The 18,398-nt window shown below is 72.1% G+C and carries 20 protein-coding genes and 4 tRNA genes; 12 read left to right on the forward strand and 12 right to left on the reverse strand.

Annotated features, from left to right (window positions below):
• Positions 1-136: 136 nt before the first annotated feature.
• The 3 genes from N2041_RS09735 to N2041_RS09745 form a co-directional block, all read right to left on the reverse strand.
• A tRNA-Thr gene (locus tag N2041_RS09735) sits at positions 137-212 on the reverse strand.
• A 37-nt stretch (positions 213-249) separates the two neighbouring features.
• Positions 250-336: transfer RNA gene (locus tag N2041_RS09740), tRNA-Tyr, on the reverse strand.
• Between the two features lie 38 nt (positions 337-374).
• Positions 375-449: transfer RNA gene (locus tag N2041_RS09745), tRNA-Thr, on the reverse strand.
• A 182-nt stretch (positions 450-631) separates the two neighbouring features.
• Here N2041_RS09745 and N2041_RS09750 point away from each other — a divergent pair.
• From N2041_RS09750 to N2041_RS09765, 4 genes are all read left to right on the forward strand, one after another.
• Entirely contained in the window at positions 632-1,189 is a 558-nt protein-coding gene (locus N2041_RS09750) for a helix-turn-helix domain-containing protein (protein ID WP_297678238.1), read from the forward strand.
• Positions 1,190-1,225: 36 nt separating this feature from the next.
• Complete coding sequence (locus tag N2041_RS09755) at positions 1,226-2,407, forward strand: hypothetical protein (protein WP_297678240.1); 1,182 nt, start codon at positions 1,226-1,228, stop codon at positions 2,405-2,407.
• Entirely contained in the window at positions 2,404-2,946 is a 543-nt protein-coding gene (locus N2041_RS09760; protein ID WP_297678242.1) for a hypothetical protein, read from the forward strand. Before N2041_RS09755 ends, N2041_RS09760 begins: the two co-directional genes overlap by 4 nt.
• Positions 2,947-3,038: 92 nt before the next feature.
• A complete protein-coding gene (locus N2041_RS09765; protein ID WP_297678244.1) occupies positions 3,039-3,788 on the forward strand; it encodes a YebC/PmpR family DNA-binding transcriptional regulator in 750 nt (249 codons plus the stop codon).
• A gap of 210 nt (positions 3,789-3,998) precedes the next feature.
• Here the strand turns inward: N2041_RS09765 and lipB are convergent, their stop codons facing one another.
• From lipB to N2041_RS09790, 5 genes are all read right to left on the reverse strand, one after another.
• The gene (lipB, locus tag N2041_RS09770) at positions 3,999-4,709 is read right to left on the reverse strand and encodes a lipoyl(octanoyl) transferase LipB (RefSeq protein ID WP_297678246.1); all 711 of its coding nucleotides are present in this window, start codon (positions 4,707-4,709) and stop codon (positions 3,999-4,001) included.
• Between the two features lie 7 nt (positions 4,710-4,716).
• Positions 4,717-5,862, reverse strand: a complete 1,146-nt coding sequence (locus tag N2041_RS09775) for a biotin/lipoyl-containing protein (RefSeq protein WP_297678248.1) — start codon at positions 5,860-5,862, stop codon at positions 4,717-4,719.
• Positions 5,863-5,986: 124 nt separating this feature from the next.
• Positions 5,987-6,148 (reverse strand): hypothetical protein, encoded by a 162-nt coding sequence (locus tag N2041_RS09780; protein WP_297678250.1) that lies wholly within the window; start codon positions 6,146-6,148, stop codon positions 5,987-5,989.
• Between the two features lie 45 nt (positions 6,149-6,193).
• Positions 6,194-7,054 carry an FAD-dependent thymidylate synthase gene (gene thyX / locus N2041_RS09785; RefSeq protein WP_297678252.1) on the reverse strand — a complete coding sequence of 287 codons (861 nt, stop codon included), beginning with the start codon at positions 7,052-7,054 and terminating at the stop codon, positions 6,194-6,196.
• Between the two features lie 95 nt (positions 7,055-7,149).
• Positions 7,150-8,070, reverse strand: coding sequence for an SMP-30/gluconolactonase/LRE family protein (locus N2041_RS09790; RefSeq protein ID WP_297678254.1), 921 nt, complete (start codon positions 8,068-8,070; stop codon positions 7,150-7,152).
• 19 nt (positions 8,071-8,089) lie between these two features.
• On the opposite strand from N2041_RS09790, the gene N2041_RS09795 reads away from it, so the two are divergent.
• Both N2041_RS09795 and arsM read left to right on the forward strand, forming a co-directional pair.
• Positions 8,090-8,725, forward strand: a complete 636-nt coding sequence (locus tag N2041_RS09795) for a uracil-DNA glycosylase family protein (RefSeq protein WP_297678255.1) — start codon at positions 8,090-8,092, stop codon at positions 8,723-8,725.
• A gap of 46 nt (positions 8,726-8,771) precedes the next feature.
• On the forward strand, positions 8,772-9,620 hold the full coding sequence (gene arsM / locus N2041_RS09800; protein WP_297678257.1) for an arsenite methyltransferase: 849 nt from the start codon (positions 8,772-8,774) through the stop codon (positions 9,618-9,620).
• A gap of 84 nt (positions 9,621-9,704) precedes the next feature.
• Here arsM and N2041_RS09805 read toward each other — a convergent pair whose 3' ends face one another.
• The gene (locus N2041_RS09805; protein WP_297678259.1) at positions 9,705-10,892 is read right to left on the reverse strand and encodes a CaiB/BaiF CoA-transferase family protein; all 1,188 of its coding nucleotides are present in this window, start codon (positions 10,890-10,892) and stop codon (positions 9,705-9,707) included.
• Positions 10,893-11,032: 140 nt separating this feature from the next.
• Here N2041_RS09805 and N2041_RS09810 point away from each other — a divergent pair, with 140 nt between their 5' ends.
• The 4 genes from N2041_RS09810 (at position 11,033) to N2041_RS09825 (ending at position 15,032) form a co-directional block, all read left to right on the forward strand.
• Complete coding sequence (locus N2041_RS09810) at positions 11,033-11,812, forward strand: SDR family NAD(P)-dependent oxidoreductase (protein ID WP_297678261.1); 780 nt, start codon at positions 11,033-11,035, stop codon at positions 11,810-11,812.
• 47 nt (positions 11,813-11,859) lie between these two features.
• Positions 11,860-13,476, forward strand: a complete 1,617-nt coding sequence (locus N2041_RS09815) for a CHAD domain-containing protein (protein ID WP_297678263.1) — start codon at positions 11,860-11,862, stop codon at positions 13,474-13,476.
• 105 nt (positions 13,477-13,581) lie between these two features.
• Positions 13,582-14,469 (forward strand): succinate--CoA ligase subunit alpha, encoded by an 888-nt coding sequence (gene sucD, locus N2041_RS09820; RefSeq protein WP_297678265.1) that lies wholly within the window; start codon positions 13,582-13,584, stop codon positions 14,467-14,469.
• Between the two features lie 176 nt (positions 14,470-14,645).
• Positions 14,646-15,032 carry a hypothetical protein gene (locus N2041_RS09825; RefSeq protein ID WP_297678267.1) on the forward strand — a complete coding sequence of 129 codons (387 nt, stop codon included), beginning with the start codon at positions 14,646-14,648 and terminating at the stop codon, positions 15,030-15,032.
• On the opposite strand, the gene N2041_RS09830 is transcribed toward N2041_RS09825, so the two are convergent.
• The 3 genes from N2041_RS09830 to N2041_RS09840 form a co-directional block, all read right to left on the reverse strand.
• A complete protein-coding gene (locus N2041_RS09830) occupies positions 15,029-15,427 on the reverse strand; it encodes a VOC family protein (RefSeq protein ID WP_297678269.1) in 399 nt (132 codons plus the stop codon). The two genes, N2041_RS09825 and N2041_RS09830, sit on opposite strands and share 4 nt — an antisense overlap.
• A gap of 59 nt (positions 15,428-15,486) precedes the next feature.
• On the reverse strand, positions 15,487-16,281 hold the full coding sequence (locus N2041_RS09835; RefSeq protein ID WP_297678271.1) for a hypothetical protein: 795 nt from the start codon (positions 16,279-16,281) through the stop codon (positions 15,487-15,489).
• 117 nt (positions 16,282-16,398) lie between these two features.
• A tRNA-Val gene (locus tag N2041_RS09840) sits at positions 16,399-16,475 on the reverse strand.
• 92 nt (positions 16,476-16,567) lie between these two features.
• On the opposite strand from N2041_RS09840, the gene N2041_RS09845 reads away from it, so the two are divergent.
• Positions 16,568-17,776 carry a class I SAM-dependent RNA methyltransferase gene (locus N2041_RS09845; RefSeq protein ID WP_297678273.1) on the forward strand — a complete coding sequence of 403 codons (1,209 nt, stop codon included), beginning with the start codon at positions 16,568-16,570 and terminating at the stop codon, positions 17,774-17,776.
• Positions 17,773-18,396 carry a nucleoside triphosphate pyrophosphatase gene (locus N2041_RS09850; RefSeq protein WP_297678275.1) on the forward strand — a complete coding sequence of 208 codons (624 nt, stop codon included), beginning with the start codon at positions 17,773-17,775 and terminating at the stop codon, positions 18,394-18,396. Before N2041_RS09845 ends, N2041_RS09850 begins: the two co-directional genes overlap by 4 nt.
• The last annotated feature ends 2 nt before the right edge of the window (positions 18,397-18,398 follow it).

An 18,398-nucleotide genomic window follows, 5' to 3' on the forward strand; every position in this document is an offset into this window, starting at 1 on the left:
CTTCCCGTGGTCCACGTGCCCAATCGTCCCAACGTTGACGTGCGGTTTCGTCCTCTCAAACTTCGCCTTCGCCATGGGTTCCTTCTGCCCTCCGGGCCTGGTTTGGAACGGCGGCCCCGCCGCCGGGAATCCACACTGGAGCCCTCATCCGGGTTCGAACCGGAGACCTCGTTCTTACCAAGAACGCGCTCTGCCTGCTGAGCTATGAGGGCCGGCTCCGGCGGCCGGGCCGCCGGGTTTGGGTCTGGGTGGTGGAGAGAGTAGGATTCGAACCTACGAAGCGCGAAGCGCGGCAGATTTACAGTCTGCTGCCATTAACCACTCGGCCATCTCTCCGTGCCGTCCCGCCCGCTTGCGCGGCCGGGTTGTCGTGTTGGAGCCCGAGAGGGGATTCGAACCCCTAACCGTCCGATTACAAATCGGATGCGCTGCCGTTGCGCCACCCGGGCACTGCCTCCCGGGAACCCCAGCGGATTCCAACACAAAAACGATCCGCCGCAGCGGATCAAGGTCTAAGTATGCGTCCGCACCGCCGCATTGGCAAGCACTGCACCGCGCCGCCAGCAGCCTTGCAGCAAGAGTATAGCAGGTGTAGAAATCGGGATACGACAGCCTCCGCGCAGGGTGATCGTTGGCTTCCCTCCTCCCCGCCATCCAGATGTTCCACTACCGCTGGTCGGTCCCGACCGTCGCCCGCCTCTATCGCGACGGGCCCCAGCGCGCGGCCGACCTCCAGCGCGCCTTCGACGCCGCCCGCGACACCCTCGCCGATACCCTCCGGCGGCTAGAACGCGCCGGCGTCATCGTCCGCACGCCGGCGCCGCGCGGCGCGGTCTGCGCCCTCACACCGGCCGGCGCGGCCGTCGGCTCCGCCTGCCTCGACGCCGTGGACGCCGTCCGCGCGATGGACATCGTGCCCCTCGCTCTCAAGAAATGGCCGATGCTCGTCCTCACCGCGGTCGGCCGCGGCGCCAGCCGCTACTCCCGCATCCAGGACGAACTCCCGGGCATCACCCCGCGCGCTCTCGCGCTCGCCCTCAAAGACCTCCAGGCGGCCGGTCTCCTCGACCGCACCGTCGAACACAGCTACCCGCCCGTGTCGATCTACACCCTCTCCGCCCGCGGCGCCGAACTCTTTCCCGTCATGGACCGCCTCTGCCGCGCTGCCGAAGCCGCCGCCAGCCGGTAGTGTGACGGCCGGCCCGAACCGGTATGCTCCGCCGCGATGAAGCGGCCCCTCCTCGTCACCTTTTCGGCCTGGCTCGTCGGCTTCGTCATCCTCCGCGCCACGCTCGCCGCACCCCAGCACTGCCCCGCTGTTACACCTGCCGACGCGCTCGAATCCGCCCGCCTCGCGGCCGCCTGGATCGACGCCAACCAGTATCCCGACGGCTCCTATGTGTACGAATACGACATCGAGGCAGACCGCGACCTGCCCGGCTACAACGTCGTCCGCCATGCGGGCGTCACGATGTCGCTCTACCAGTTCGCCGCCGCCGGCGAGACCGCCTACCTCCCCGCGGCCGACAGCGGCCTCCGCTGGATGGAGCGGAACCTCTACCGCCATGACGACTGGGCCGCGCTCCGGGACCCGGCCGACGGCAGCGTCCGCCTCGGCGCCACGGCGCTCATGCTGGCCGGGCTCCTCCACCGCCGCATCGCCACCGGCGACCCGGCCTACGACGACCTCATGCGCGAGCTCGGCCGCGGCATGCTCGCGCTCCAGCTGTCCGACGGCGCCTTCCTCAACCGCTGGGACACCTCCGCGCTCCGGCCCGACCCCTCGGAGCGTTCGAAGTACGCCACCGGCGAAGCCTTCTGGGCGCTTACGCTCCTGCACCGCTTCTTCCCCGGTGAAGGCTGGGACGCTGCCGCCCGGCGCACCGCCCGCTACCTCGCCGAGGACCGCGACCGCGTCGAAGGGCTCGCCTTCCCGCCGTGGGCCGACCAGTGGGCCGCTTACGGCTTCGGCGAAATGGCCGCCTGGGGCCCGCTCACGGACAGCGAGGTTCGCTACCTCGAAGCGCTGGCTGCCCGCTTCGGCCTGCTCACCCGGGCCGAATCAGCCCGCACCGGTTCGGACCTCTCCCGCCTCCTCCGGGGTCCGCAGGCGCGGGCCGCCGGCCTCGCGACCTGGGGCGAAGGCCTCGCCGGCCTCCACCGGGCCGCGCTCGCCGACCCTCGCCTCGCCCACCTCCGCCCCGCCATCGAGGAGCGGCTCGCCTGCGTCGCCGGCATGCTCGCCGAGCGGCAGGTTTCGCCTGCCGGGGTTGCCGCTGCGCCAAACCCGGGGCGCGCCGCCGGCGCCTGGTTCTCCGGCGGGCTGACCCGCATGGACGACCAGCAGCACGCGCTCTCCGCGCTCCTCCTCGCCTCGCTCATCCTCTCCGGAAAGGACCAGCCATGAACGCCTGGCTCGCCGCGCTCGCCATCGCCGCCGCCGTCAACCCCTTCGCTGCTGCCGCCAGCCTCGCCGGCGCGCCCCGGCCGCCCCTCCCGGCGGTGCTCATCGCCGCCGCGGCGACCGGCGCCGTGTACGTCCTCGCCGGGTCGTTCGCCGGCGGCATCCTCGATGCGCTTTCGCTCGAGCCCGAATCCTTCCTCGTGGCCGCGGGCGTCATCCTCGCGGCCTCGGGGGCCGCCATCCTCGTCTTTGGCGCGCCGGCGTACCGGCCGGCCTGGCGCTCGCCGCTCGAGGGGCTGGTCCCGCTCGCGCTGCCGCTCCTCGTCGCACCGGCGGGCCTCGCTGCGGTCATCGCCGTGAGCGTCCGCGAATCGGCGGCCCTGGCGGTCATCACCGCGCTGGCAGCGGTCGCCGCCGGGCTCGCCCTTTGCGCCTCCCCGCGCCGCCCGCGCGAGCTGCTCGACGCGCTCGGGCGGTTCTCCGCCGCGCTCGCGGTCGTCGCGGCAGCGGCCTTCGCGGTCGACGGCATCCGCTCCATCTGACCCGGCAGGTCGCCGCCGGCATTTCACCCCAACGGGCCGCCCTCGGTACACTCGGAGGCACACCACGTCACCCCACCACCGGAGCACGACCGATGGCAGGCCATTCGAAGTGGGCGCAGATCAAGCGCCAGAAGGGCGCCAATGACCAGAAGCGGGGCGCCCTCTTCACCAAGCTCACCCGTGAAATCATGCAGGCCGCGAAGCAGGGCGGCCCGGACCCTGCCGGCAACTTCAAGCTGCGCCTCGCCATCCAGCGCGCCCGTGCCGCCAACATGCCCAACGACAACATCGAGCGCGCCATCGCCAAGGCGACCGGCGGCGCCCAGGAAGACCAGCTCGACGAAATCACCTACGAGGGCTACGGGCCCGGCGGCATCGCCATCCTCGTCTCCGCCCTCACCGACAACCGCAACCGCACCGTCTCCGAAGTCCGCCACCAGTTCAGCCGTGCCGGCGGCAATCTCGGCGAGACCGGCTCCGTCGCCTGGCAGTTCGAGCCCCGCGGCATCATCACCATCCCCCTCGAAGGCCGCGACCCGGACGAGGTCGCCCTCCAGGCCATCGACGCCGGCGCGGAAGATGTCGACGTGCAGGGCGACGTCATCGAAGTGCGCACCGACCCGGCCAGCCTCGAAGCGGTCCGCAAGAACCTCGAGACCGCCGGCCTCCAGGTCGAGAACGCCGACTTCGCGATGATTCCGAAGGCCACCATCGAACTCGATGAGAAGACCGCGCACCAGGTGCTCCGCCTCATCGAAGCGCTCGAAGACCTCGAGGACGTCCAGCGCGTCTATTCGAATGCCGAGTTCAGCGACGAAGCGGTGGCGTCCTACGCCGGCTGATGCCGCTCAGCCGGCCAGCCGCATGAGCACGACCGCCGCGTAGAGGGTCGCGAAGAGCGCCAGCGCGTTCAGCGTCCGTTCCATGTCCGGCCTCCTGCACAGTGAAACGCGCGGGGCGCCGCCCGGGTTCCCCGCCGTCGGTGGAGAATCGGGGAAAACCCCCGCGCAAGGAGCAGACACAACGGAGGCCTTCCCGCTTACAGCGGCCTGCTAGCGCGCAGGCCGCGCCTTCTCCCGGCCCGGGATCGGCTGCAGCTTCGCCCGGCACTCGAACACCCGGCCGAAGTGGAACACGAACGCCTCGAGGACCTCGTCCATCGCCACCTGCCGCCCGACCTCCGCAGCCATGGTCGTCATCTCCACGTCGCTCATCCCGCACGGGTTGATCAGCTCGAAGTGGCCGAGGTCCGGGTCCACGTTCAGCGCGATGCCGTGCATCGTCACCCAGCCGCGCACGTTCAGCCCCAGCGACGCGATCTTCCTGCCCTCGACCCAAACGCCGCGGCCCCGGTCGGAGCGCTCGCCGCGGAGGCCCCAGTCGGCCAGCACGCCGATGACCGTCTCCTCCAGCCCCGCAACGTACTCCGTGACGCCCAGGTTCCAGCCCCGGAGCGCGATGATGCCGTAGGCGACGAGCTGCCCCGGGCCGTGGTAGGTGATATCGCCGCCCCGCTCGGTCGGCACGATGTCGATGCCGTACTGCCGGACCGTCTCCTCGGGGACGCGCAGGTTCGGCGCCGGGTGGCTCCGCCCGAGCGTGAAGACCGGCCGGTGCTCGGTCAGCAGCAGCGTATCGACGCCCGAACCGGCCCGGCGCGCCGCCTGCAGCCGCTGCTGGAGGCGGTGGACCTCGCCGTAGCTCGTCGTCCCCAGGTGGTAGACGGCCACCGAGCGCCCGGTTTCGGCCGGTCCAGTCGTCATCGCGCGGTCACCCCCACAGCCGGTACGGGTTTTCCACCAGTGAGCGTACCCGAGCAAGGACACGGCCGGCGTCTCCTTCCCCGAACATCGTGCTGTCGTAGCGCATCGTGATCGTCCCGCTGCCGTCGCGCCCGGCGCCGAGCCCGAACGCCAGCCGCCCGCCGGCAAGCCGCGGTTCGAGCCGCTCGACCCCCAGCGGCAGCAGCGACACCACCACCCAGTCCGCGCGCTCGAACGGCGCCTGCCCGTCCGCGCGCGCCTGGACCATCCGCCGGAACTCCTCGTCGAGCGGCGTCTCCACCGCGAACGACCGGTCCGATTCCGGCTCGACGATGACCATGCCCGCGGGGCCGGGCTCGACGCCCGCCTCGGCCAGCGCCCGCGCGATGGCCCGCAGGGCGAGGTCTTCGATGCGCGGCCGCGGTCCGAACGGGTGCCATTCGTCGGCCAGCGCCTCGACGGCTTCCGCCGCGCGGGTCCACGAGACGCAGACGTGGGCGCTCAGCACCTCGGCCTGCGCGGCGGCCTCCCGCGCGATGCGCGCGAACCGCGCCGGCTGCTCGGCGCCAGGCCGGACGTCGGAGGGACCGGGGGCCTCCGCATCGGCATCAGCGGCGGCGCGCTGGTCCTCCTCCTCCCAGAGCGGCAGCCCGGGGATGGCGCCGCCCGGCTCGGGCAAGGGCTCCGCGCGCTCGGCGGCCTCCGGCCGCCGCGGGAACGGCACCACGGTGCCGTCGGACGCCGGCGCGTCCGGTTCATGCCGCACGGTCGGGACCGGTTCGGCTGCCGGAGGCGCGCTGCCATCCCCTCCGGGGGCAGCGTCGCCGCCAGCCTGCACGCGGCGCTCCGCGGCGCCGTCGGCCGCGGCCGCAGTGGGCTCGAAAGCGCGCAGCTCCTCCTCGGCGGGCAGCGGTTCGCCCCGCGCGACGATGACGCCGAGCACCGCGCCTTTCCGCTCGATGCTGCCCGCCGGCTTCCGGTGCCGCAGGATGCCGCCCCGTTCGGCTTCGATGTCCACCGCGATGAAGTCGCATTCGAGCCGGCAGATCGCTTCGCCCGGCTCGACCTCCGCGCCGTCCGGCCGATACCACTCGGCCACCAGTCCGCCGACCATCCCCCGCCCGAGGTCGGGCACTGCCACGAGTGCTGCCACGCGGAACCCCCGGGGAGCGTCCTCCCGTATTCAGGTTCGGCGCGCCCGGCCCCGGCGTGGAGCACTGCGGCTTCCGAATCGCCGGCCGGTGTCGTGACAACGGCGTGGCCGAGCGGTGGCGCCGTCAGCCCGCGCCCGGAGGTTCGTCATCGCCGCCGCCGCCGTGCCGCAGCGGGAGCGCGGCGAGCGCGGCCCCGGCAGCCGCCGCTGCGCCGATGACCACCAGCCCCTCCCGGCCGAGGGCGAGCCCCGCCCCGGCCGACAGCAGCCCGAGCGCCCCGAGCACCGCCGGCCCCCACCGGCCGAACAGCCGCCCCCGGACCATCCGCCGTCAGCTGGCCGGGACGCCGGCCCCGGGCGCGGGCTCCCCGGCCGCTTCCAGCTCCTCCCCGGCCTCCTCGATGGTGGCGTAGTCTTCGGGGCGGAGCGGCTGCAGCTCGCCCTTCCGGTACTGGTCGTAGATGGCAAACAGGACGTCTTTGTGTGGCCTGACTCTGCCGATGGGGCACGCTTCCCACGCCTTGCGCTCTTCGTCGCAGTAGCCCATCCGCAGCTCGCCGCATTTGGGCTGGAGCATCCGGCCCAGCATCGGCTCGACCTTCAGGACTTCGGCCCGCATGAGGGCGGCGACTTTGCGAAACTCCCACTGGGCACGGGTGCACAGGCGAAGGTCGCAGATGTGGAGCAGCGACTGGAGATTGACGGTCACCTTGAAGTTGGTGGCGGCAGCGTTCGGCAGGAGGAAGCGGGCGTCTTCGGCGGGAACCCCTGCTTCGACCATCCGGGCGTAGAGCGCCCCGGCCTCGGCAAGGTGCCGCTCGTAGTCGGCTTCGAGCCCCGCCTTGCGGATGCTCTCCGGCGTGACGTAGGGATAGCTGCCGTCCCGGTAGGTGACGTACCGCTGGGACTGCTGCTCGAAACTGATTCCGACCCGGTGCCTGACGAACTGGTGGCTGAATGCGCGGCTGACGCCGGAGATGGCGAATTCGAACACGACCTGCTCAAGCGGCGACGTGTGGCCCGTCTTCAGCCGCTCGGCGACGAAGGCCTCCATCGTCTCCCGGCTGATGCGCTCGGCTTCGATGCGCTCGGCGACCTGCTGGGGAGTCAGGCTGGAGTAGCAGACCCGGTACGCCATGTAAAGGGAGCGGATAGGGTCGGGAGTGTGAGAGAGCAGGGTGACCTGGGGCATGGCTACCTCCGGCGGGGACTCCATTCTCCCCCACCGGCCATCCCCCGGCGAGGCTCTTACGTCGCCTGCGCGAAAAATTCGCGGGCCGGCTCCCGTCAGGCCGCGAAGTTCAGCTTCAGCCCCTTCGTCGGCCACTGGTCGAACACCCCCAGCCGGCCGGTCCCGCTCAGCGTCACGTACAGCGACGTCAGGTTCGGCGCGAAGCAGGCGTTCGTCGTCAGCAGGTCCGGGCAGGGGAAGTGCTGCATCTTCGACCCGTCCGGCGCGAACATCGTCAGCCCGCCGTTCAGGATCGTCGCGACGATCACGTTCCCCTCGGCATCGACGCACATCGAATCGCAGAACGAATACCCGAAGGGCGGCGCGCCCGGCACCGTGCCGATGACCCGGCCGTTCGCGACCTGCCCCGGCGCCTGGATGTCGTACGCCCACACCCGGCCGGTCGGCGTCTCGGCCACGTAGAGCGTCTTCTCGTCCGGGCTCAGGCCGATGCCGTTCGGCCCTTCCATCGGGAAGATGATCTCACGGATGAACTTCCCGTCCGGCCAGGCGTAGTAGACGCCGGTGCGGTCCTTCTCCCGCGGCCGGTTCTTGCCGAGGTCGGTGAAGTAGAAGTTCCCCTCGCGGTCGAAGACGAGGTCGTTCGGTCCCTTCAGCGGGATCCCGTTGCATTCGGTGTAGAGCGTGCTCACCTCGCCGGCGAGCGTGACACGCTGGATGGCGCCGCCGGTGTAGTCCTCCGGCTGCTCGCCGGGGAAGAGCCCCATCGTGCCGTCCGGCAGCGGCCGGCGGTGCCACTGGAACCCGCCGTTCTGCGTCACGTAGAGCGCTCCATCCGGCCCGAGCGCAGCGCCGTTCGGCCCGCCGCCCGTCACGGCCAGCACCTCGACCGTCCCGTCGGGCTTGACGCGGCTCAGCCGCCCTGCCGCAATCTCCGTCACGATGACGTCGCCGTTGGCCAGTGCGACCGGCCCTTCCGGGAACTCCAGCCCGGTCGCAACGATGCGTGGCTCCACTCCTGTACCCTCCGTCGAGATGCGCGCATCCTACGCCGGCGCCGGCGAACGGTGCCACACCGCCGCCGGCCTCCAGCGCTCCGCCGCGGCCTGCCGCGCCTGCCCGGGGATGGTGCCCGGCTCTGCCGTGCTCGACCTTCCGCCCGGGCCGCGTTCGCTCCTGTTCGTCGGCGAAGCGCCGGGCCGGCTCGGCGCGGCCCGCACCGGCGTCCCGTTCTGCGGCGATGCGGCCGGGGCCCGCTTCGAACGGCTCCTCGCCGAAGCCGGGCTCTCGCGGGCTGACGCCGCCGTCACCAACGCCGTCCTCTGCCTCCCGCTCGATGAACGCGGCCGGAACCGACGCCCGCGGCCGGCCGAGGTCCGCGCCTGCGCCGGCTACCTGAGGGCCGTCGTCGAGCTCGCCCGGCCGCGCCTCGTCGTCCCGCTCGGGGCGGTGGCGCTCGCCGCGCTGGCGGCTATCGAGCCCCACGGTCTCGTCCTCGCCCGCGATGCCGGCCGGCCCGTGCCGTGGGGCGGCCGCTGGCTCATGCCGCTCTACCATCCCTCTCCGCGCGCTGCCATCCGCCGCCCGCTCCCGCAGCAGGTCGAGGACTGGCGCCGGCTCGGCGCCTTCGCAGCGCGGCTGCCGGCATCGAAAATTCCCGTTGACGCGTGAGGCATCGAAAAATTACGATGTCACACACCCCCGAGGAGGCCCTCCGATGCCCGAACCGAACCCCGACGCCATCCGCGACGAAGTTGCCCGTGCCTACGCCAGCCGGGTCCGGCCCGTCCTCGAACGCGCCGAGACCGTCGAACTCCTGCCCCTCGCCGCCAGCGCGAGCTGCTGCGAACCCGCCGCTCCCGCCGCCGATTCCTGCTGCGGCAGCGAACCCGCAGCCGACGAGGTCGTCATCACCCGCATCGCCGAGCTCTACCGCGATGCCGATATCGCCGACCTGCCGACGACGGTGACGGACGTCGCCTTCGGCTGCGGCAACCCGACCGCCATCGCCGCCCTCGAGCCCGGGCAGGTCGTGCTCGACCTCGGTTCCGGCGGCGGCATCGACTGCTTCCTCGCCGCGAAGATGGTCGGCCCCTCCGGCCGCGTCATCGGCGTCGACATGACCCCGGAGATGATCCGCCTCGCCCGCAAGAACGCCGAGAAGGTCGGCGCACCGAACGTCGAATTCCGACTCGGCGAAATCGAGCACCTGCCCGTCGCCGACGCCTCGGTCGACGTCATCATCTCGAACTGCGTCATCAACCTCTCGCCCGACAAGGCGCAGGTCTTCCGCGAAGCCTTCCGCGTCCTGAAGCCCGGCGGCCGCCTGCAGGTCTCCGACATCGTCTGGACGCGCCCCGTCCCGGACGACGTCCGCGGCGACATGGAGAAGTGGGCCGGCTGCATCGCCGGCGCCCTCCTCGAGTCGGAGTACCTGGACCATATCCGCGCCGCCGGCTTCGTCGACGTCCGGTCCGACGCCTCGGAGTATCCCGGCGGGCGCGGCCTCGCCTCCGCGGCCGTCACCGCGCGGAAGCCGGCGGGCGTTGAGGCCCGCTGCTGCTAGCGTTCCGGCTGGTCCTCGAATCAAACAGGGGGTGCGCCGCGCGGCGCACCCCCTTGCTGCAGGTGTCCCGGGCGCGGAACCGCGTCAGCCCACGACGCCGCGGCTGCGCAGGTCGGCGATCTGGTCCGCCGTGTAGCCCAGCCCGCCGAGGATTTCGTCCGTGTGCTGGCCGATGAGCGGCGCCGTCGTCCGCGGCTGGCCCGGCGTGTCGCTCAGCTTCGGCGCCACGCCGATCTGCTTCACCTTCCCGACCGGCGAATCGAGCTCCACGACCATCCCGCGTGCGAGGTTGTGCTCGTTCGTCACCACGTTCTCCATCTCGAGCACCGGCGCGGCGCAGATGTCGTCCTGCGACATGATGGCCATCCACTCGTCCGCCGTCTTCGTTGCGAAGATCCCGGCGAACCGTTCGATCATCTCCGGCCACCGGGCCTGGTCGAACTGGTGCGGGAGGAGGTCTTCGGTGCCGAGCACCCGGCAGAGGTTCGCCCAGAAGTGCGGTTCGATGCTCCCGATGGAGAACCACCGGCCGTCGCTGCATTTGTAGGTGTTGTAGAACGGCGCCGCGCCGTTGAGCAGGTACTCGCCCGGCCGGATCGGCTGGCCCGTCGAGAAGTACTGGCTGAACGCGCTCGTCATCAGCGAGAGCACGCCGTCGCTCATGCCGACGTCGATGTTCTGGCCGCGGCCCGTCTTCTCCCGGGCGATGATGGCGAGGCAGATGGCGAAGGCGGCAGTCAGCCCGCCGCCGGCGAAGTCCGCCAGCAGGTTCACCGGGATGGCCGGCGGCTGCCCGGGCCGCCCTGTCACACCCAGCGCCCCGCCGATGGCGATGTAGTTGATGTCGTGGCCGACGAGGTTCGCGTATGGCCCGGTCTGGCCGAAGCCCGAAATCGAGCAGCAGATGATCCGCGGATTGATCTGCGCGAGCGTGTCGTAATCCACGCCGAGCCGCTTCACGACGCCCGGCCGGAAGCCTTCGATGACGACGTCGGCGCCTTCCACCATCCGGTAGAAGATCTTCCGCGCCTCCTCCTCCTTCAGGTTCAGCGCGATCGACTTCTTGCCGCGGCCGAGCGCGTTGTAGGCGGCCGCGCGCTCTGCGGCTTCGCTCCGCCGGAGCCCGGTCGAGCCGAGCTTCGCCGATGCGCCGGGCACGGCTTCGACGAGCGTCACGTCCGCGCCGAAATCGGCCAGCAGCATCGAGCAGTGGGGGCCCGGCGCCAGCCGGGAGAGGTCGAGCACCTTGATGCCGTCGAGTGCCATCACCATGGGGGAAACGTCTCCTGCAGGGGCGAGTTCTGTGCCGGTAGCATGCTGGCGCCCGCCCGGCCGCGCAACCGCGGCTTGCATCGCCCGGCCCGGCGCGGTAGACCTCTCGGCACACCAGCCGCCCCCATGAGGAGTCCCCGATGCCCCGTCTCAGCCAGCTCAGCCGCTCCGTCGCAGGCAAGGTCGCGCTCGTCACCGGCGCGGGCAGCGGCATGGGCCGCGCCACCGCCATCCTCTTCGCCGACGAAGGCGCCAAGGTCGCCGCCGTCGACGTCAACGCCGGCCCCGTCGAAGCCGTGGCGGCCGAGATCCGCGCCGCCGGCGGCACCGCCCGCGCATGGGCCTGCGACGTCGCCGACCGCGCCGCGGTCAACCGCCTCATCGAGGAGGTCGCGGCGGAGTTCGGCGGCCTCGACATCCTCGTGAACAACGCCGGTATCTCGGCAGCGCTCCCCCTCGAAGCCGAGACCTACGACGAGACGTGGGCTCGCACCCTCGCCGTCGACCTCACCGCGCTCACCTACACCATCCGCGCCGCCCTCCCCCACCTCCGCAAGTCCGAGAGCCCGCGCATCATCAACATCGCCTCGACGGAAGGCCTCGGCGCCACGCCGGGGCACAGCGCCTACACCGCGGCGAAGCACGGCGTCGTCGGCCTCACCCGCTCCCTCGCGCTCGAATTCGGCCGGGAGGGCATCACCGTCAACTGCATCTGCCCCGGCCCTATCCGCACCGGCATGACGGAAGCGATCCCCGAGGAGGCGAAACAGAAATACGCCCGCCAGCGGACGGCGCTGCGCCGCTACGGCCTGCCGGAGGAAGTCGCCCACCTCACGCTGTCGCTGGCGATGCCGGCCGCCTCCTTCGTCACCGGCGTTGCCCTCCCGGTCGACGGCGGCCTCACCATCCGCCGCGCCTGAACGGCTGATGTCACGCGCCTCAGCCTCCGCGCGGGTATGATGAGCCGGTGACGTCCCCGGCCCTCGAAGTCGAATGGCAGTTCGCCGCGCTCGACACGCGGCCCGTCGGCCGCTGGCTGCAGTCCAGCGCGCCGCCCGGCTACGCGGTCGAGCCGCTCGCAACCCAGTCCCTCGATGACACCTACCTCGATACGCCGGACTGGCGCATCCACCGCGCCGGCTACACCTGCCGCGTCCGGGCGAAGGCCGACGGCGCGGAGCTGACGCTGAAATCCATGGCCGAGCCGCAGGAAGGCATCCGCAGCCGCCGCGAGATCACGGCCCCGCTGCCCGGCCCGGAGGCTGACCCCCGCGCCGCCCCCGGCGAAGCGGGCGCCGCCCTCCGCGCCCTCTGCGGCCGCGAGCCGCTCGAACCCCTCTTCCGCCTCCTCACCACCCGCCAGCGCTTCCGCCTCGCCGACGGCGAGGGCCCGCTCGGCGAAATCGCCCTCGACGATACCGCCATCCCCGTCGCCGGCGACGAACCCGTCCGCCTCGCCCGCGTCGAAGTCGAAGTCGATGCCGCTGCGCTCGACCGCGCCCGGCCGTTCGTCGATGCCCTCGCCGATGCCTGCAGCCTCGGCCCGGCCGGCACCTCCAAGTTCGAAGCCGCGCTCATCGCCACCGGCCGCCGCCCGCCGGAGCCGCCCTCCTTCGGCCCGGAGGCCGTCGACCCTGCGATGACCGCCGGGCAGGTCGCCTACGCCGTGCTCCGGAAGCAGTTCCGCGTCTTCCTCCTGAACGAGCCCGGCACCCGCCTCGGCGAGGACATCGAAGCCCTCCACGACATGCGCGTCGCGACCCGCCGGCTGCGCGCTGCGATGGCGACCTTCCGCCCCTTCCTCACCCCGCGCATGCTCGCCTTTCGCGACGAGTTCGGGCTCGTTGCCCGCGCGCTCGGCGAAGTCCGCGACCTCGATGTCCAGCTCGAACGGATGGACGAGTGGCGGGCCGAATTCCCGCCCGAGCGCGCCCACCTCCTCGACGGCATCGAACGCTTGCTCCGCAAGCGCCGCGAGGCCGCCCGCCGCCGCATGCTGCAGGTCCTCGATTCCCGCCGCTACGAGCGGCTCTGCGCCCGCTTCGCGACAGCCCTCCGCTCCGGCCCGCCCCGCTCCTTCGCCCCCGGCCGCACGCCCGTCCTCGCCGTCGCGCCCGACCTCGTCGAGCGCCGCTACCGGAAGGTGCGCAAGCTCGGCGACCGCATCAAAAAGTCGTCGCCGCCCGAGGCCTACCACCTCCTCCGCATCGAAGCGAAGAAGCTCCGCTACGCGCTCGAGTTCGTCGGCAACGGCATCTACGGCAAGCCGGCGCTCGAATTCAGCGCCCGCGTGACGGCGCTCCAGGACCTGCTGGGGCTCCACCAGGACGCCTACGTCGCCATCGACATGCTCGAAGAGCTGGCCGCCAGCTCCGGCCGCCGTCTCGAGCCGGCGACGCTGATGGCCATGGGGATGCTCGCCGAGCGCTACCGCGCCCACGCCGAGGAGCTCCGGGCGAAGTTCCCGCAGGTCTACCGCCAGCTGGCCGGCCCCGAATGGAAGAAGCTCCTCCGCCTCATGGAGGCCCAGCGCCCGCTCGAGCCCGCCCCTGCCCGCGCGCGCGCCGCGGGCGATCGCTCCTAGCCGGCCGAGCCGGTATCCTTCCCACCCGGGCATCCGAACCCACCCCGGCCGGGGCGGCCCCGCCCGGGCGGAAATCGGAAATCGCGTCACCCGGGAATTCGCCACATGGCTGTGCTCGTCGATCAGAACACCCGCCTCCTGGTGCAGGGCATCGGCACCGAAGGCGCGAACCACATGCGCCGCTCCATCGCCTACGGCACGAACGTCGTCGCCGCCATCCACCCCAAGCGCGGCGGCGAGCAGCAGGACGGCGTGCCGATCTTCACCACCGTCGACCAGGCGGTCCGCGAAACCGGCGCCAACGTCAGCATCATCTTCGTGCCCGCGCCCGGCGCCGCCGATGCCATCCTCGAGGCAGCCGCGGCGAAAATCCCGCTCATCGTCTGCATCACCGAGGGCATCCCGGTCCTCGACATGGTCCGCGTCAAGGCGGCCCTCCAGTCCACCGGCAGCATCCTGATCGGGCCGAACTGCCCCGGCGTCATCACCCCCGGCACGAAAACCCGCGTCGGCATCATGCCCGGCGACGTCTTCATGCCCGGCCGCGTCGGCGTCGTCAGCCGCTCCGGCACGCTCGTCTACGAAGTCGTCGCCCAGCTCACCGCCGAAGGCATCGGCCAGAGCACCTGCATCGGCGTCGGCGGCGACCCGATCATCGGCACCCGGCAGGTCGAAGCCGTCCGCATGCTCAACGAAGACCCGGATACCGACGCCATCGTCCTCGTCGGCGAAATCGGCGGTTCGGCCGAGCAGGAGGCAGCCGCCTACATCAAGGAGCACGTGAAGAAGCCCGTCGTCGCCTTCATCGCCGGCGCCACCGCGCCGCCCGGCCGCCGCATGGGCCACGCCGGCGCCATCATCTCCGGCGAAGACGGCAAGGCCGAGAACAAGAAGGCCGCCCTCCGCGCCGCCGGTGCCGTCGTGTCCGACTCCCCGGCCGACATCGGCGCCACGATGAAGCGCCTCCTCACCGAGCGCGGCCTGCTCGAGTAGCGCCGCGCCGCTCTCCGCAGCCTCGACCGACGGGCCCGGCAACCGCCGGGTCCGTTCGCGCTCTCGCCCGGGCTTCTGTTCCAATCCTGTTACGTTTTGCCCCGGGAACGCCGCAGGGTGCCCCTGCGCGCCCGGCGATTCGCTAGCATCAGGGCACCCCGTCCGGAGGTGCCGCCATGGCAGCAATCGAAAGCTCCGCCCCGCGCATCGTCGATTCGCTCCTCGGGGCGGTCCGCCAGCTCGAAACGGTCCGCGACTCCCGCGCCGTCCGCGCCGCCCTCCGCGACTGCGCGCTCGCCATCGAATTCCGGCTCGATACCCTCGCCCGCGAGCTCCAGCCCGGCCCGGGCGGCCTCGACCCCTCTCTGCTGCCTGCCGGCCGCGCCGTCGATGCTGCCCTGCGCGGCGTCCTCCTCGAGGCGTGGGCGCTGCTCCGCGCCGGCGACCCCGCGCTCTCCGACCGCGAGCGCATCGCCGCCTTCGCCCGCTCCGTGGCCCGCGCCGCGCGGCAGGAAGCGGAATTCGCCTTCGCCCAGCTCTCGCTGCCCGAGGCGCTCGACTAGCCCGCCGGCTGCGACTGCCAGAAGGTCAGCCAGTTCCCCGCCGGGTCTTCGACCGTGAACTCGCTCTGTCCCCACGGCCGCGGCGCGATGGGGTCGACCACCCGCACCCCCGCGGCCTGCACGCGCTCCCACAGCGCCGCGAGGTTCTCCGCCTCGATGTAGTAGGCCGCGGGCCCGGCCGTCCCCAGCCGCTCCCGGATCGCCCGGTTGTAGCCGTCGCTGTAGAACTCCGCGGCCGATTCCAGCATGAGGTTCGCATCGCCGAAGGTCACCGAGACGTTCCCCTCGGCCGGTTCGCCGCGGCGCACCGCGAACCCGAGGACATCGACATAGAACCGAACGGCCCCTTCGAGGTCGGCGAACCTCAGCGAGGGAATGACACCCCATCCCGGCATGGCAGCCTCCGCGCCGCGAACGTGCGGCAGCTCAGCCTACCACACGGAATGCGCCAGCCTCAGGGCGCGGCCGGCATCCGCCAGGAGCCGCCCGCCGGCCCCGCGATCGCCACCCAGTACGCCCGGCCGGGCTCCAGCGTCGCCAGCGTGTTCGCGCCCGGGACCCCGGCCCCGCCGGGGAAGTAGGCGAGCCACGTCTGCGCGGCCGCATCCCAGCCGTAGATGGCGGTCACCTGCGCGCCCTGCACGCCCTGCAGCGCCTGCGCGGCGGGCGTCGAGGGCCCGCTCCACGTCACCAGCGTCCAGCGGAACTGCAGCGGGACGGTGACCGACGTGTCCCGGCCCGCTTCGGCCACCCAGCCGACCTGCCCTCCGCCGTCGCCCGGTGCCAGCACGAGCACCCGCAGCGGCCCGGGGATGCTCTGCGAAATCCGCACCCACGCCTGGCACTCGTCCGTCACGCCGTCGCGCAGCGGCGGGAAGCTCCGCACCGGACTGCCGGCCGTCGCGTTGACTGCCGTCGAGAACGTCCGCACGCCGAGCGCCTGCCGGCCTGGCGCCAGGCCGCCGGAGCTCGTCTCGATGATGATCCCCTCGCCCGCTTCGATGATGAAGTCGACCGGCATATCGATGACGGGGTGGAGGCTCACGGCCCCAGCCGGCGGCTGGCAGAAGCCGTCCCGGTCGAGCGCATGGAAGACGACGTAGACGAACTGGCTGCCGTCGAGCTGCGGCTCGATGACCATGGTCACGGGACCGCCCTCGGCCGAGGCGCGGGTCCCGGGGCCCGCCCAGGGAGCGGCCGCAGCGGCCGGCAGCAGCACGAATACCAGGAGAAGGAACACGCGGCGCATGGCCAGAGTCTACCCCGGCCCGCCGTTTCAGGCCCTGTCCGCTCCGCCCGCATCACCGCCAACATCGCAACGAAAAACGCCGGCCCGAAGGGAGCCGGCGTGGCGGTGTGCGTGGGCTGGTGGGCGATACTGGATTCGAACCAGTGACCTCTGCGATGTCAACGCAGCGCTCTAACCATCTGAGCTAACCGCCCACGCTGCGCATAGCATACGCCCGCAGGCCGCAAGCCGCCACCCGGCCGGGCGCTCCCTCGCGCGTGACCGTGCCCGCCCCTACGCTGGGAACATGCCCCGCCGCGGCCGCACCTGGAAGACCCCCGCCGAACCCGTCACCCTCGTGCTCCGGGCGGAAAGCCTCGTCTTCGGCGGGGCCGCGCTTGCGCACGCGCCCGACGGCCGGGTCGTCTTCGTCAGCTTCGCGGCCCCCGGCGAGCTCGTCGAAGCCGCCGTCGAACGGGAATACCCGGACTACCTCGAGGCCGTCGTCACGCGCGTGCTCGAGCCCTCGCCGGACCGCGTCGAACCGCGCTGCACGCTCTTCGGCGAATGCGGCGGCTGCCAGCTCCAGCACATGGCCTACCCCGCGCAGCTCCGTGCGAAGGAGGCGGTCGTGCGCGAGCAGCTCCGCCGCATCGGCGGCCTCGATGACCGCTTCGTCCGGCCGATGGTCGGCGCCCGCGACCCGTGGGGCTACCGGAACCACATCCGCTTCTCCACGGGCCGCAAGTTCGGCGATGTCGGCTTCATCTCCCGCCGCGGCCACGGCCTCCTGAAAGTCGAGCACTGCCCCATCGCCGACCCCTGGGTGAACGAGGTCCTGCCGAAGCTCCAGGGCCACGGCGCCGGCCTCCACCAGGTGCAGGTGCGCCACTCCGCGGCCACCGGTTCGTTCCTCATCAACCCGGCCGTTCCCGGGGCCGAGATCCCGACCGGGCAAACGAGCTACCTCGAACGGCTCGCGGGCCACGATTTCGTCGTCAGCGCCTCGGCGTTCTTCCAGGTGAACACCGCCCAGGCCGAGGAGATGGTCCGGCTCGTCGGCGAAGCCCTGCCGGCGCGCGGCCGCCTCCTGGTCGATGCCTTCGCCGGGGTCGGCACGTTCGCGCGCATCTTCGCCGACCGCTTCGAATCCGTCGTCGCCATCGAAGAATCGAACAGCGCCGCGCGCGACGCGAAGGTGAACCTGAAGCCGGTCCCGAACGCCCGCATCCGCATCGGCAAGGTCGAAGAGGTGCTCCCGACGTTCGAGGACTACCCCGACGCCATCGTCCTCGACCCGCCGCGGCCGGGCTGCGCGCCGCCCGTGCTCGCCGCCATCACCGAATTCCGGCCCCGCGTCGTGGTGTACGTCTCCTGCAACCCCGCCACGCTCGCGCGCGACCTCCGCGTCCTCATCGACGGCGGCTACCGGCTCACGGACGTGACGCCGCTCGACATGTTCCCGCACACGGGCCACATCGAATGCGTCAGCCGGCTGGAGTGGCCCCAGCCGTGAGCCGGCCCGTCGTCCTCGCGTCCGCCTCGCCCCGCCGCCGCGAGCTGCTGGCCGCGCTCCTCGACGATTTCGCCATCGACGCCGCCGACATCGCCGAAGACCTCGAAGGCGACGCCGTCGACTGCGCCCGCCAGCTCGCCTACGCCAAGGCCGAAGCGGTGGCGCGCCGCTCGCCGGGAGCGCTCGTCATCGGCTGCGATACCGTCGTGTTCCGCGGTCTCCGCCTCTACGCCAAGCCGGCCGATGCGGCTGAGGCCGCCGCCATGCTGCGCGAACTCCGCGGCCGGCCCCACCAGGTCGTCACCGCCGTCGCCGTCATCGCGCCGGAGGGCGCAGCCATCGACCACGAAATCTCGACTGTCCTGATGGCCGACCTGCCCGACCCGGTCCTCGAAGCGTATGCCGCCTCCGGCCGGACGCTCGACAAAGCCGGCGGCTACGCCATCCAGCACGAGGACGTCCGGCCGGTGGAGCGGCTGGAGGGCTGCTACTGCGGCGTCATGGGCCTCCCGCTCTGGACCCTCTACCGGCTGCTGGAGCTGTTCGGCTGCACGCCGCACCCGCCGGACCGCCGGTTCGACCGCTGCGCTGCCTGTCCGGCGCGGCCCCGCTCACCATAAAA

The organism is Tepidiforma sp., from assembly GCF_026419595.1.
GTDB lineage: Bacteria > Chloroflexota > Dehalococcoidia > Tepidiformales > Tepidiformaceae > Tepidiforma.

What these genes read in the sequence shown, in the direction of transcription:
- N2041_RS09755 (WP_297678240.1), top strand. Translation starts at nt 1,226, where the DNA reads ATGAAGCGGCCCCTCCTCGTCACCTTTTCGGCCTGGCTCGTCGGCTTC.
- N2041_RS09760 (WP_297678242.1), top strand. Translation starts at nt 2,404, where the DNA reads ATGAACGCCTGGCTCGCCGCGCTCGCCATCGCCGCCGCCGTCAACCCC.
- N2041_RS09765 (WP_297678244.1), top strand. Translation starts at nt 3,039, where the DNA reads ATGGCAGGCCATTCGAAGTGGGCGCAGATCAAGCGCCAGAAGGGCGCC.
- lipB (WP_297678246.1), bottom strand. Translation starts at nt 4,709, where the DNA reads ATGACGACTGGACCGGCCGAAACCGGGCGCTCGGTGGCCGTCTACCAC.
- thyX (WP_297678252.1), bottom strand. Translation starts at nt 7,054, where the DNA reads ATGCCCCAGGTCACCCTGCTCTCTCACACTCCCGACCCTATCCGCTCC.
- N2041_RS09795 (WP_297678255.1), top strand. Translation starts at nt 8,090, where the DNA reads ATGCGCGCATCCTACGCCGGCGCCGGCGAACGGTGCCACACCGCCGCC.
- arsM (WP_297678257.1), top strand. Translation starts at nt 8,772, where the DNA reads ATGCCCGAACCGAACCCCGACGCCATCCGCGACGAAGTTGCCCGTGCC.
- N2041_RS09805 (WP_297678259.1), bottom strand. Translation starts at nt 10,892, where the DNA reads ATGGTGATGGCACTCGACGGCATCAAGGTGCTCGACCTCTCCCGGCTG.
- N2041_RS09810 (WP_297678261.1), top strand. Translation starts at nt 11,033, where the DNA reads ATGCCCCGTCTCAGCCAGCTCAGCCGCTCCGTCGCAGGCAAGGTCGCG.
- sucD (WP_297678265.1), top strand. Translation starts at nt 13,582, where the DNA reads ATGGCTGTGCTCGTCGATCAGAACACCCGCCTCCTGGTGCAGGGCATC.
- N2041_RS09825 (WP_297678267.1), top strand. Translation starts at nt 14,646, where the DNA reads ATGGCAGCAATCGAAAGCTCCGCCCCGCGCATCGTCGATTCGCTCCTC.
- N2041_RS09830 (WP_297678269.1), bottom strand. Translation starts at nt 15,427, where the DNA reads ATGCCGGGATGGGGTGTCATTCCCTCGCTGAGGTTCGCCGACCTCGAA.
- N2041_RS09835 (WP_297678271.1), bottom strand. Translation starts at nt 16,281, where the DNA reads ATGCGCCGCGTGTTCCTTCTCCTGGTATTCGTGCTGCTGCCGGCCGCT.
- N2041_RS09845 (WP_297678273.1), top strand. Translation starts at nt 16,568, where the DNA reads ATGCCCCGCCGCGGCCGCACCTGGAAGACCCCCGCCGAACCCGTCACC.